The organism is Microbacterium sp. Marseille-Q6965 (assembly GCF_946151065.1).
Taxonomy (GTDB): domain Bacteria; phylum Actinomycetota; class Actinomycetes; order Actinomycetales; family Microbacteriaceae; genus Microbacterium.
Genome location: NZ_CAMGZA010000001.1, coordinates 1,123,296 through 1,135,388 on the forward strand (window position 1 = coordinate 1,123,296; position 12,093 = coordinate 1,135,388).

General features: G+C 72.7%; 11 protein-coding genes. 2 read left to right on the forward strand and 9 right to left on the reverse strand.

Features of this window, described 5'->3' with window-relative positions:
- Window positions 1-135 precede the first annotated feature (135 nt).
- Window positions 136-1,905 (forward strand): gamma-glutamyltransferase family protein, encoded by a 1,770-nt coding sequence (locus N8N77_RS05405; RefSeq protein ID WP_396652800.1) that lies wholly within the window; start codon window positions 136-138, stop codon window positions 1,903-1,905.
- A gap of 10 nt (window positions 1,906-1,915) precedes the next feature.
- Here the strand turns inward: N8N77_RS05405 and N8N77_RS05410 are convergent, their stop codons facing one another.
- The 9 genes from N8N77_RS05410 to N8N77_RS05450 form a co-directional block, all read right to left on the reverse strand.
- Window positions 1,916-2,413: a methylated-DNA--[protein]-cysteine S-methyltransferase gene (locus N8N77_RS05410; RefSeq protein WP_261165234.1), complete on the reverse strand. Its 498-nt coding sequence runs from the start codon at window positions 2,411-2,413 to the stop codon at window positions 1,916-1,918.
- Entirely contained in the window at window positions 2,406-3,911 is a 1,506-nt protein-coding gene (locus tag N8N77_RS05415) for an AlkA N-terminal domain-containing protein (RefSeq protein ID WP_261165235.1), read from the reverse strand. Before N8N77_RS05415 ends, N8N77_RS05410 begins: the two co-directional genes overlap by 8 nt.
- Before the next feature lie 76 nt (window positions 3,912-3,987).
- Window positions 3,988-5,595 carry a bifunctional phosphoribosylaminoimidazolecarboxamide formyltransferase/IMP cyclohydrolase gene (purH, locus tag N8N77_RS05420; protein ID WP_261165236.1) on the reverse strand — a complete coding sequence of 536 codons (1,608 nt, stop codon included), beginning with the start codon at window positions 5,593-5,595 and terminating at the stop codon, window positions 3,988-3,990.
- A 17-nt stretch (window positions 5,596-5,612) separates the two neighbouring features.
- Window positions 5,613-6,206, reverse strand: coding sequence for a phosphoribosylglycinamide formyltransferase (purN, locus tag N8N77_RS05425; RefSeq protein ID WP_261165237.1), 594 nt, complete (start codon window positions 6,204-6,206; stop codon window positions 5,613-5,615).
- 67 nt (window positions 6,207-6,273) lie between these two features.
- Complete coding sequence (locus tag N8N77_RS05430; protein WP_261165239.1) at window positions 6,274-7,593, reverse strand: DUF6350 family protein; 1,320 nt, start codon at window positions 7,591-7,593, stop codon at window positions 6,274-6,276.
- A gap of 91 nt (window positions 7,594-7,684) precedes the next feature.
- Window positions 7,685-8,125 carry a nitroreductase family deazaflavin-dependent oxidoreductase gene (locus N8N77_RS05435; RefSeq protein ID WP_261165240.1) on the reverse strand — a complete coding sequence of 147 codons (441 nt, stop codon included), beginning with the start codon at window positions 8,123-8,125 and terminating at the stop codon, window positions 7,685-7,687.
- A 121-nt stretch (window positions 8,126-8,246) separates the two neighbouring features.
- Window positions 8,247-9,149 carry a succinate--CoA ligase subunit alpha gene (sucD, locus tag N8N77_RS05440; RefSeq protein ID WP_261165241.1) on the reverse strand — a complete coding sequence of 301 codons (903 nt, stop codon included), beginning with the start codon at window positions 9,147-9,149 and terminating at the stop codon, window positions 8,247-8,249.
- Between the two features lie 27 nt (window positions 9,150-9,176).
- Complete coding sequence (sucC, locus tag N8N77_RS05445) at window positions 9,177-10,343, reverse strand: ADP-forming succinate--CoA ligase subunit beta (RefSeq protein ID WP_261165242.1); 1,167 nt, start codon at window positions 10,341-10,343, stop codon at window positions 9,177-9,179.
- Window positions 10,344-10,546: 203 nt separating this feature from the next.
- Window positions 10,547-10,714, reverse strand: a complete 168-nt coding sequence (locus tag N8N77_RS05450) for a hypothetical protein (protein WP_261165244.1) — start codon at window positions 10,712-10,714, stop codon at window positions 10,547-10,549.
- Window positions 10,715-10,861: 147 nt separating this feature from the next.
- On the opposite strand from N8N77_RS05450, the gene N8N77_RS05455 reads away from it, so the two are divergent.
- On the forward strand, window positions 10,862-12,088 hold the full coding sequence (locus N8N77_RS05455) for an acyl-CoA dehydrogenase family protein (protein WP_261165622.1): 1,227 nt from the start codon (window positions 10,862-10,864) through the stop codon (window positions 12,086-12,088).
- Window positions 12,089-12,093: the final 5 nt, after the last annotated feature.

Genomic DNA, 12,093 nt, shown 5'->3' on the forward strand with positions numbered 1-12,093 from the left:
GGGGCGGAAAGGGGCGGCCCGGCACGCCCGTAGGGTGGATCCAGGGGTCGCATCGGGCGACCGGAGGGAGTCGAAGTGACCTACACCGCGCCGTCGCCGTTCACCACCCGCCCCGACCTGGAGGGCGGCTTCGGCATGGTGGGATCGACGCACTACCTCGCCAGCTCGGCGGCGATGGCCGTGCTCGAGCGCGGTGGCAACGCCTTCGACGCCGCCGTGGCCGGCGCATTCGTGCTGCACGTGGTCGAGCCGCACCTGAACGGCCCCGGTGGCGACCTGGTGGCGATGTTCGCGACGGCCGCGGAGCCACACCGCCCCGTCGTGCTCATGGGGCAGGGCCCCGCTCCCGCCGGCGCCACGCGCGAGCACTTCCTCGCGGAGGGCCTCGAACTGGTGCCCGGCGCGGGGGCCCTCGCGGCGGCCGTGCCCGGCGCCGTGGACGCCTGGCTGCTCCTGCTGCGCGACCACGGCACCTGGGAGCCGGCCGACGTGCTCGCCTTCGCGATCGGATACGCGCGCGGCGGCCACGCCATCGCGAAGGGCGCCGCGGCGGCGATCGGCACCGTCGCTGAGCTGTTCCGCGACCACTGGCCCACGTCGGGCGAGCTGTGGCTGCCGGGCGGGACCGCGCCCACACCGGGCGCGATCGTGCGCAACGAGGCGTGGGCACGGGTGCTGGAGCGCCTCGTCACCGCGGGCGAGAGCGCGTCGACGCGCGAGGCGCGCATCGACGCCGCGCGGCGTGAGTGGAAGGAGGGCTTCGTCGCGCAGGCGATCGACGAGTTCGTCCGCACGCCGCACCGCCACTCCCCCGGCACCGACCACGCCGGCGTCCTCACCGCGGCCGACATGGCGGCCTTCTCCGCGTCGTACGAGGAGGCGGTGACCGGCACGTTCCGCGGGCACACCATCGCCAAGGCGGGACCGTGGACCCAGGGCCCGGCACTGCTGCAGATCCTCAACATCCTCGAGCCCCTCGACGACGAACTGCTCGACCCGTCGCACCCCGACGGTGCGCACACGATCCTCGAGGCGATCAAGCTCGCCTTCGCCGACCGCGACGCCCACTTCGGCGACGGCATCGACGAGGAGCGCCTGACCACGCTGCTGTCGAAGGAGTACGCCGCGCAGCGCCGCGCGCTCATCGGCGAGACCGCCTCGGCCGAGGTGCGTCCCGGTCTGGGCGAGGCCCCCGTCCTCCCGCCGCTGCGCGAGAGCTACACGCCCCCGACCGGCCGCGCCGAGGGGGCGTTCGGGGAACCGACGATGGCGCAGGAGCGCGCCGGTGAGCCGCACGTGTCGCCCACGGGCGAGACGCGCGGCGACACGTGCCACATCGACGTCGTGGACCGCTGGGGCAACATCGTCTCCGCCACGCCCTCCGGGGGATGGCTGCAGTCCTCGCCCGTGATCCCGGAACTCGGGTTCTGCCTGGGCACACGCCTGCAGATGACGTGGCTCGAGGAGGGCCTGCCGTCCACGCTCCGGCCGGGCGCCCGACCGCGCACCACCCTCACGCCCACGCTCGTGCTGCGCGACGGAGCGGCGGTCACCGCTCTCGGCTCGCCGGGCGGCGATCAGCAGGACCAGTGGCAACTGCTCTACCTCCTGCGCACGATCGTGGGCCGGTACACGCCGCAGCAGGCGATCGACGCCCCGGCGATCCACTCGACGTCGTTCCACGGATCGTTCTGGCCGCGCACCTGGGAACCCGCGGGTGCCGTTGTCGAGGATCGCCTGGGCGACGACGCGATCGCGGCTCTCGAGGCGCGCGGGCACCGCGTGACCGTCTCCGGCCCGTGGACCCAGGGGCGCCTCTCCGCGGTCACGCGGGACCCGAACACCGCACGGCTGGGCGCCGCGGCCAACCCGCGCGGCGGTTACGGCTACGCGGTGGGCCGCTGACGCCCGGGCATCACACCGCGGCTTCGCGCGCGAGCAGGCGGCGCTTCACGTCCACACCCCACGCGAATCCGCCCAGCGACCCGTCGCCGCGCAGCACGCGGTGGCACGGCACGAACAGTGCCGGCGCATTGCGGGCACAGATGGAGGCGGCCGCGCGTACGGCGCTCGGGGCCCCCAGCGCGGCCGCGAAGGCGGTGTAGCTGAGCGGCGCGCCCGGCCGGATGCGTCGCAGCGCCTCCCAGCCGCGACCCTGCAGCTCGGTGCCGAGTTGCCGTACCGGCACATCGACGACGGCGGTGAGCTCGCCCGCATAGTAGGCGCGCACGGCGTCGACCGCCGCCGTGGTGGACCGGCGAACCGTTTCGGGCCGCAACGACGGGTGGATGCGGCCGAGTACGGCAGCGTCGTCCGCGGTCCAACCCGAGGCCAGCACGGCGCCGTCCGTGTCGGCGAGGACCGTGAACGTGCCGTCGGGGGTGTCGATCGTCTCGATCAGGGCGTCAGACATGAGCGGTCTCCTTCGGGAGGGTCGGATCGGGCGTGGCACGCGCCGCGGCGGTCGGGCTTGCGGCGGCCGCAAGCCGCCAGAGGTGCATGGAGAGGTACGAGCGCCAGGGCGCCGTGCGAGCGCCCCACGCCACGAGCCCGAGCGGATCGGCGGGCACCCCCGCGACCGCGGCGCCGGCGCGCAGCGCGACGTCGCCGGGCAGCAGCACGTCGGGATCGCCGGTGACCCGCATGCGCACATAGTCGGCCGTCCAGGGGCCGATGCCCGGCAGCGCGAGCAGCGCGGCCCGCTGTTCCGCGCCGTCGTCGGCGGGGGTCAGCCGCACCGCGCCGGAGGCGAGGGCGGCCGCCGCGCCCGTGATGGCTCGGATCCGGGCGGCTGGGCCGCGCAAGACCTCGTGGCCGCGCTCGGCAAGCGTCGCCATCGTGGGAAAGAGCACCCGCGTCTGGCCGCCGAGCTCCGTGCGCTCGCCCAGCGCATCGACGAGCCGGGTCAGGTGTGTGCGCGCCGCTGCCACCGAGATCTGCTGGCCGATCATGGCGCGGATGAGCATCTCGTGCGGGTCGGCGGCGCCCGGCAGGCGGATGCCGGGCACCGCGGCCACGTGCGGGGCGAGCTCGGGGTGCGCGGCGAGCGCGGCGTCAACGGCCTGCGGGTCGGCGTCGAGGTCGAAGAGCCGGCGCACGCGCGTGACGAGCGCGGCGAGATCGCCCGGGTGCTGCACGCGCGCCTGCAGGCGCAGGCGCCGCCCGTCCAGCCGCAGCCGGAACCAGGCCGCTCCGCCGGGCAGGCGTAGGGTGCGCGCGAAGGACGAGCCGTCCGCCTCCTCCATCCCGGGGATGGCGCGCACGCGCATCCATTCGAACAGCCCCGCCGCGTCGAAGGGCTCCCGCAGCGGCAGCGCGAGGTCGACACCGGCTGCCGCCGGACCGCGGCGCCGAACCCGCAGCTCCCCCGGCGTCATGGCGAAGATCTCACGGATGGTGTCGTTGAACTGCCGCACGCTGGCGAAGCCGGCCGAGAAGGCGACGTCGGTGACCGGCAGGTCGGTGCCCACGAGCAGCAGTCGTGCCGTGTGCGCCCGGTGCGCCCGGGCCAGCGCCAGCGGGCCGGCCCCCAGCTCGGAGGTGAGCAGGCGCGAGAGATGCCGACCGGAATAGCCCAGGCGTGACGCCAAACCCGCCACGCCCTCCCGCTCCACGACGCCGTCGGCGATGAGTCGCATGGCGCGCGCCGCGACATCGCCCCGCACGTTCCAGTCGGGAGATCCCGGCGCGGCCTCCGGTAGGCAGCGCTTGCACGCGCGGTAGCCGGCCTCGTGCGCGGCGGCGCTCGTCGGGTAGAACGTGACGTTCCCGGGCTTCGGCGTGCGTGCGGGGCAGCTCGGGCGGCAGTAGATGCCGGTGGAGCGCACCGCCGTGACGAACTGACCGTCGAAGCGGGCGTCGCGCGCATCGATCGCGCGGTAGCGCTCGTCGAAGGTCATCGCCAGGGTCATGCCCCCAGCCTGACACCCCGAGCCGTCCGGCTCTAGCGGAAATCGGACACCGCGGTCGCCGCTTCCCCCGCGGGAATCAGTGGAAGAAGTGGCGCTCGCCCGTGAAGAACATCGTGACGCCGCGCTCCTTCGCCAGCGCGATCGTCTCGTCGTCGCGCACCGAGCCGCCGGGCTGGATGATCACGCGCACGCCGGCGTTCATGAGCACCTCGGGCCCGTCCGAGAACGGGAAGAAGGCGTCGGAGGCGGCGATGGATCCGGCGGCGCGGTCGCCCGCCCGCTCCACGGCGAGGCGGCACGAGTCGACGCGGTTGACCTGCCCCATGCCGATGCCGACGGTCGCGGCGTTCTGCGCGAGCACGATGGCGTTCGACTTGACGGCGCGGCACGCCTTCCACGCGAAGACGAGGTCCTCCACCGGGATGTCGTCGGGACGCTCGCCGGCGACGAGCTGCCAGCCGTCGGCGATCGAGGCGATGTCGCGGTCGAACAGGTCGGCATCCTGCAGCAGGAGGCCGCCCGACACGAGGCGCACGTCCATCCGCTCCTGCTCCCAGTCATCCGGCAACTGGAGCACGCGCAGGTTCTTCTTCTCCTTGAACACCTCGAGCGCGGCCGGCTCGAAGCCGGGCGCGACGATGACCTCGGTGAAGATGTCGCGCAGGTTCTCGGCCATCTTCAGCGTCACGGGCCGGTTCGCCGCGATGACACCTCCGAACGCCGAGAGCGGGTCGCACTCGTGCGCGCGCAGATGGGCGGAGGCGATGGCGTCGATGGCCTTCGGATCGGCGATGGCGAGGCCGCACGGGTTGGCGTGCTTCATGATCGCCACGGCGGGCTTGACCATGTCGTAGGCGGCGCGGAGGGCGGCGTCGGCGTCGACGTAGTTGTTGTACGACATCTCCTTGCCCTGGAGCTGGGTGGCCTGGGCGATGCCGTGCCCGCCGACGCGGGAGTAGAGCGCGGCGCGCTGGTGCGAGTTCTCGCCGTAGCGCAGGTCGGTGATCTTCTCGGCCTGGATCGTGAGATGCTCGGGCAGCTCGCTCTGCCCCGACATGGTCTCTTCGGCGAACCACTGCGCCACCGCCGTGTCGTAGGTGGCGGTGTGGGCGAACGCGCGGGCGGCGAACTCGCGCCGCTCGTTCAGCGTCGTGCCCCCGCGGCCGAGCGCCTCGATGACCGACGGGTAGGCCTCGGGGTTGACGACGATCGCGACGTTGGCGAAGTTCTTGGCCGACGCGCGGACCATCGCGGGGCCGCCGATGTCGATCTGCTCGACGACATCGTCACCCGTGGCGCCGGACGCGACCGTCTCGACGAACGGGTACAGGTTCACCACGACGAGCTCGAACGGCGCGATGCCCAGTTCGGCCAGCTGGGTCTCGTGGTGTTCGAGCCGCAGGTCCGCGAGGAGACCCCCGTGCACGTGCGGATGCAGGGTCTTGACCCGCCCGTCGAGCATCTCGGGGAACCCGGTGACGGTGGCCGCGTCGGTCACCGCGTGACCGGCATCGCGGATCATCGCGGCCGTCGAACCCGTCGAGACGATCTCGACGCCGGCCGCCGCCAGCGCGCCGGCAAGCTCGACCAGACCGGTCTTGTCGCTGACCGACACGAGCGCGCGACGGATGGGCACCACGTCGCGTTCGCGGTACAGCGAGGGGTCGTGACGGGGACCGGCCATGGGGGGCTCCTTCGGGATCAGGACGAGGCGGGCGTGCGAAGGTTCAGCTCGCCGGTGGCGATGCGGCGGACGACGTCGATGAGCAGGCGGCGCTCGACGGGCTTGATGCGATCGTGCAGGGACGCCTCGGTGTCGCCGGGGAGCACGGGCACACGCTCCTGCGCGAGGACGGGGCCGCTGTCGACGCCCTCGTCGACGACGATGACGCTGGCGCCGGTGTGCTCCACCCCGGCGGCGAGCGCGTCGCGCACACCGTGCGCTCCGGGAAACTCGGGCAGGTAGGCGGGATGCGTGTTGATGATGTTCGGGGCGAATTCCGCCACGACGGCGGCTGGCAGCAGTCGCATCAGCCCGCTCAGCACGACCAGGTCGGGCTTCCAGGCGCGCAGCTGGGCGGCCAGCTCCGCGCCCCACTCCTCGCGCGAACCGTACGCACGGAACGGAACCGTGAAGGTGGGAATGCCGAAGTCGGCGGCGTGCTGCAGGCCGTCGGCGGGCCGGTCGGCCCCGACCGCCACGACGCGGGCGGGATAGCCCGGCTCGCTCGCGGCCTCCAGCAGGGCCCTGAGATTCGACCCGGTGCCCGAGATGAGGACGGCGACCGTGAGCACCCTCCGAGTCTAGTGCGAAGCCGCGCGCCGCCCGACGCGGCTCCCGCGACGGGAACGTCTCGGGGCGTCAGCGCGTCTCGGCCACCTCATCCTCATCCTCATCCTCGTCTTCGTCCTCCCAGGCGGGCTGGCCCGCCCGGTGTCCGCGCTCGGCGCGCGGCCCGAGCAGGAGGATGCCCGCACCGAGCATCGCTTCCAGGCCCACGGCGAGCGCGACGGCCCCGGGCTCGGGCCCCACCTCCGCCAGGCGCCCCGGCCCCATCGCGCCCGACGCGGCGGCGGCGAGGGCGGCGGCGGCCGCGCCGGAGAGCACCGCGATCCCGACGGCGAGGACGAGCCGTGGCAGCGCGGGCTCGGGCGCCCGTGGTCCCCGACCGCCCTCCTCCGCGGCCGCCGCGTCGAGCTCCGCGACGAAGCGGGCGCGTGTCACCCATCCCGCCAGCGCACCGAGCGCCACCGGGACGAGGACGACGAGCAGCAGCGGCGCCGCCCCGTCCTCGGGCAGTAGCCCGAACAACGGGAGCGCGGGGACCACGCCCACATCAGCGCCGGCGGGCGAGACGGTCGTGCCCGTGCCGACCGCGAAGCCGGGCCCGGCGATCCACGCGGCCGCCCAGACGAGCGCGGTGGGCAGGTACGCGAGGTGCGCCAGGGTGAGGGCCGCCGCGCCGAGGCCGTCGACGTGGGCAGCCTCGAACAGGGCGATCATCGCGCCGCCGCGGAACAGGACCGACAGCGCGAGCGCGACGCCCGCGGCGCCGAGCAGTCCCACGACGACGATCGCGGCGCCGCGGACGGCGAGGGCGGCGACCTCGCGCCAGGGCACGGGGAGCCCGTCGAGCACGTCGTGGAGGCGGTCGATCGGCCCGCCGTCGCCCTCCCGCCACGCCTCGACGAGCACGCCCCCGAGCGCGCCGGCCGCGTAGAGCAGCGCGGGGCCGAGCACGGCCGGTGCGCCGTGGACCGCGGCCACCGGGTTGCCCGAGGTCGACAGCACGATCAGGGCGATGATCGCCGTCGTCGCGACGCCGCCCGTCACCCCGGTGATCCATGCCCCGGCCGAGACGGCCCGCCGCCCGGAGTGGGCCGCGAAGAGGACCGTGAACCCCGCGAAGGCCAGCGGAGAGAGCGAGACGGCGAACGAGGCCGCGTCCTGGGGCAGCGAGACCGCGGCGAGGAACTCGTCTCCGAGGGCCAGCTCGAGGGGCGCGAGCATGCCGAGCTGCCAGACGCGCACGGTGGCGGGCCACAGGGCCTGCCAATCGGCGTCGGCGCCGAAGGTGAAGATCCACAGGAGCGTGAGGGGCGCGAGCACGGCGCCGACGGTGACGGCCGCCGCGACGGCGGCGTCGATCGCGGCGAGCAGGGCGACGAGAAGGCGATGCATGGGCGCTAACGAGCCTAGGTCGCCCGGCGCGGGATGCCCGGCGCCCATGCCGCGTACGGCCAAGGGCGCCGCCCGGGTGGGCCGACCGCCGTCAGTCGTCGGTGGGTTCGAGCACGAAGACGGCGATTCTGCGATCGGTCTTCTTCTGGTACTCGGCGTAGTCGGGCCAGACCGCGACGGCGCGCTCCCACCACTCCGCGTACTCGGCGCCGTCCAGTTCACGCGCCAGGTAGTCGCGTTTGACGGCACCGTCCTGCAGCTCGACGTGCGGCGTGCTCCGCACGTTGTAGTACCACTGGGGCGGCTCGGGGGCACCGCCCTTGGAGGCCACGACGGCGTACCGGCCCTCGTGCTCGACGCGCATGAGCGCGGTCTTGCGCAGGCCGCCGCTCTTGGCACCGACGGTCGTCAGCACGATCACCGGCACGCCACGCAGCGTGTTGGCCTCCGCGCCGTTCGTGGCCTCGTACGTCTCGGCCTGCGTGCGGGCCCATTCGGCGGTGCTCGGCAGGTACTCACCCTTCAGCGGCATGGTCCCAGCGTAAGCCCGATGCGAGCGAGGTGTCCGATGCGACCGCGCCCCGATGGCGGCGCCCGCGCAGCGCGAAGGCCCCGCCCGATGGGCGGGGCCTTCGTCGAGATGCTGCTGCTGTTTACAGACCCTGCATGATCTCGCGCATGAGCGCGGCGGTCTCGCTGGGCGTCTTGCCGACCTTCACGCCGGCGGCCTCGAGGGCCTCCTTCTTGGCGGCAGCGGTCCCGGCCGAGCCGGAGACGATGGCGCCGGCGTGGCCCATCGTCTTGCCCTCGGGAGCGGTGAAGCCCGCGACGTAGCCGACGACCGGCTTGGTGACGTTCGCCTTGATGTACTCGGCGGCACGCTCCTCGGCGTCGCCGCCGATCTCGCCGATCATCACGATCGCCTTCGTCTCGGGGTCGTTCTCGAACGCCTCGAGCGCGTCGATGTGCGTCGTGCCGATGACCGGGTCGCCGCCGATGCCGATGGCGGTCGAGAAGCCGAAGTCCTTCAGCTCGAACATCATCTGGTAGGTGAGCGTGCCCGACTTCGAGACGAGGCCGATCGGGCCCTTGCCCGTGATGTTCGCCGGGGTGATGCCGGCGAGCGCCTCGCCCGGGGTGATGATGCCGGGGCAGTTCGGGCCGATGATGCGGGTCTTGTTGCCCTTCGACTGGGCGTAGGCCCAGGCCTCGGCGGTGTCGCCGACGGGCACGCCCTCCGTGATGACGACGAGCAGCGGGATCTCGGCGTCGATGGCCTCGATCATGGCGGCCTTCGTGAACGCCGGGGGCACGAAGGCGACCGACACGTCGGCGCCCGTCCGCTCCATGGCCTCCTTGACCGACGCGAAGACCGGCAGCTCGACCTCGCCGGCGCCGGGCTTCTCGTGGGTGACGGTGGTGCCGGCCTTGCGGGCGTTCACGCCGCCGACGATGTTGGTGCCCGCCTTGAGCATGAGCGCGGTGTGCTTGGTGCCCTCGCCGCCGGTGATGCCCTGGACGATGACCTTGGAGTCCTTGTTGAGGTAGATCGACATCTCTCTAGTCCTTTTCGATCCGGGGGCTCAGGCGTTCGCCAGCTCGGCGGCCTTGTCGGCGCCCTCGTCCATGCCGGCGGCGAGGGTGACGAGCGGGTGGTTCGCGGCGGCGAGGATGGCGCGGCCCTCCTCGACCTGGTTGCCGTCCAGGCGCACGACGAGCGGCTTGGTGGCCGCGTCGCCGAGGATCTCGAGGGCCTTCACGATGCCCTCCGCGACGGCCACGCACGAGGTGATGCCGCCGAAGACGTTGACGAACACGCTCTTGACCTGCTCGTCGCCCAGGATGACGTCGAGGCCGCTGGCCATGACCTGCGCGTTGGCGCCGCCGCCGATGTCGAGGAAGTTCGCCGGCTTCACGCCGCCGTGCTTCTCGCCGGCATAGGCGACCACGTCGAGCGTCGACATGACCAGGCCCGCGCCGTTGCCGATGATGCCGACCTGGCCGTCGAGCTTGACGTAGTTCAGGCCGTTGGCCTTCGCCTTCGCCTCGAGCGGGTCGGCGGCGTCCTTGTCCTCGAGCTCCTCGTGCTCGGGGTGGCGCACCTCGGTGCCGTTGTCATCGAGCGTGACCTTGCCGTCGAGGGCGATGATGTCGCCGGCTCCGGTGAGCACGAGCGGGTTCACCTCGACGAGCGTGGCGTCCTCGCCCTTGTAGACCTCGTAGAGCTTGACGAAGACGTCCGAGACCTTCTCGACGAGCTCCTCGGGGAAGTTCGCGGCCTTGGCGATCTCGACCGCCTTGTCCTTGTCGATGCCCTGCAGCGGGTCGACCTCGACCCGCGCGAGCGCCTCGGGCTTCTCGACGGCGAGCTGCTCGATCTCCATGCCGCCCTCGACGCTGCACAGCGACAGGTACGAGCGGTTGGCACGGTCCAGCAGCACCGAGAAGTAGAACTCCTGGGCGATGTCGGCGCCCTGGGCGACCATCACGCGCTTGACGATGTGGCCCTTGATGTCGAGGCCGAGGATCGCCTGGGCGGCCTCGTACGCCTCGTCGGGGGTCTTCGCGACCTTGACGCCACCGGCCTTGCCGCGGCCGCCGGTCTTCACCTGCGCCTTGACGACGACCACTCCGCCGATCTTCTCCGCTGCTGCCTTCACCTCCTCGGGGGTGTCGGCGACGATACCGGCGAGAACCGGCACCTCGTACTTCTCGAAAAGGTCTCGAGCCTGGTACTCGTAGAGATCCACGTTGAATCCTTCAGTGGGGAGCGTGGGGCCGGAGGCGCGGAAAACGTCTCGACGTCGAGCGAACTCGACCAAGACCCCAGCGTACTACCGCCGGGTGAGGCGCCCGAACCTGCTCCCGCACGGCGGGAGCGGAGGCGCGCCGGCTCGAGACGACGAACGCACCCGGCCCGGGGCGGGCGCGGGTGCGTTCGAGGGGGTCTGGGTCAGCGCTGTTCCTTGGCGCCCGAGCGGGCGTGGATCGGCAGCGCCATCGCGGCGCACACCAGCAGGATGCCGAGCGCGAAGACGACGCCCTGGAACGACGTGAGCATGAACGCGACGGCGAACGCGGCGAAACCGGCGAGGAAGAGGATGAAGCTGATCAGGAACATCGCGCGCCTTTCTGGAAGTCTTCGACGATCCTACCGTGCGCGACCCCGGACCTCCCGCTGTCGGTTCCGCACAAACGGCATGCGTTCCGGTGACGCCGCGTCCTAGCGTGGGCGGCATCCCTGTCCCCAGCGAACGGAGTGAGCAGCGTGGCCCCCGAGCTTCCCGGCGACCGTACCGAGCCGTACGACGTCACGTCCCCCCTCGACACCGACTACTACGCCGTCTTCGCCGACGTCGCGGGCGACGATCGCGACGCCTGGCATCGTGCGCGCACGCTCGTGGGCGAGGTCGCCGACCGGATGGCGCAGGCGTGGGACCGGGCCGAGTACCCCCTGGAGGTGCTGCCGCGCATGGGCGAGCTGCACCTGCTCGGCGACGGCGTCGCGCATCCGGACCTCGCCCCGATGTCGCCGCTCGCCGCGGGACTGGTGAACATGGAGCTGTCGCGCGGCGACGGTTCGCTCGGCACGATCCTCGCCGTGCAGGGCGGGCTGGCCCTGCGCACGCTCGTGTTCTACGGCAGCGACGCGCAGAAGGAGCGCTGGCTGCGCCCGCTCGCGGCGGGCGAGGTGCTCGGATCCTTCGCGCTGACCGAACCGGTGCACGGTTCCGACTCCACGTCGCTCGAGACGGTGGCGCGGCGCGACGGCGACGGATGGGTGATCGCGGGCGCGAAGAAGTGGATCGGCAACGGCGCGTCCGGCGGGATCACGTTCGTCTGGGCGCGGATCGACGACGAGAGCGACCCCGACGACGGCCAGGTCGGGTGCTTCCTCGTGGAGCAGGACCGCCCCGGGTACACCGGCACCGTGATCGAGGGCAAGGTGTCGCTGCGCGCCATCCACCAGGCGCACATCCGGCTCGACGGCGTGCGGGTGCCGGGTGATGCGCGCCTGCCGGGCGCGCGCTCCTTCAAGGACACCTCCCGTGTGCTGTTCGCCACCCGCTCCGGCGTCGCGTGGTCTGCCCTCGGGCACGCGACGGCCTGCTTCGAGGCGGCGCTGGCGTATTCGACGCAGCGCGAGCAGTTCGGTAAACCGCTGGCCCGGTTCCAGATGGTCCAGGAGCGGCTCACCCAGATGCTCGCGGAGCTCACCGCCATGCAGTTGTACTGCCGTCGCCTGGCCGACGTGGAGGCGGCCGGCGCGCTGCGTCCCACGCAGGCGTCGCTGGCGAAGTACCACAACACCCGCGCGGCTCGCCGGATCGCGCAGACCGCACGCGACGTGCTGGGCGGCAACGGCATCCTGCTTGAGAACCGCGTCATCCAGCACATGGCCGACATCGAGGCCATCCACACCTACGAGGGCACCGAGAGCGTGCAGGCGCTGCTCATCGGGCGCGACCTCACGGGCATGGGCGCGTTCGCCTGAGCCGA

What these genes read in the sequence shown, in the direction of transcription:
- N8N77_RS05415 (WP_261165235.1), bottom strand. Translation starts at nt 3,911, where the DNA reads ATGACCCTGGCGATGACCTTCGACGAGCGCTACCGCGCGATCGATGCG.
- N8N77_RS05450 (WP_261165244.1), bottom strand. Translation starts at nt 10,714, where the DNA reads ATGTTCCTGATCAGCTTCATCCTCTTCCTCGCCGGTTTCGCCGCGTTC.
- sucD (WP_261165241.1), bottom strand. Translation starts at nt 9,149, where the DNA reads ATGTCGATCTACCTCAACAAGGACTCCAAGGTCATCGTCCAGGGCATC.
- N8N77_RS05410 (WP_261165234.1), bottom strand. Translation starts at nt 2,413, where the DNA reads ATGTCTGACGCCCTGATCGAGACGATCGACACCCCCGACGGCACGTTC.
- purH (WP_261165236.1), bottom strand. Translation starts at nt 5,595, where the DNA reads ATGGCCGGTCCCCGTCACGACCCCTCGCTGTACCGCGAACGCGACGTG.
- N8N77_RS05435 (WP_261165240.1), bottom strand. Translation starts at nt 8,125, where the DNA reads ATGCCGCTGAAGGGTGAGTACCTGCCGAGCACCGCCGAATGGGCCCGC.
- N8N77_RS05430 (WP_261165239.1), bottom strand. Translation starts at nt 7,593, where the DNA reads ATGCATCGCCTTCTCGTCGCCCTGCTCGCCGCGATCGACGCCGCCGTC.
- N8N77_RS05405 (WP_396652800.1), top strand. Translation starts at nt 136, where the DNA reads ATGGTGGGATCGACGCACTACCTCGCCAGCTCGGCGGCGATGGCCGTG.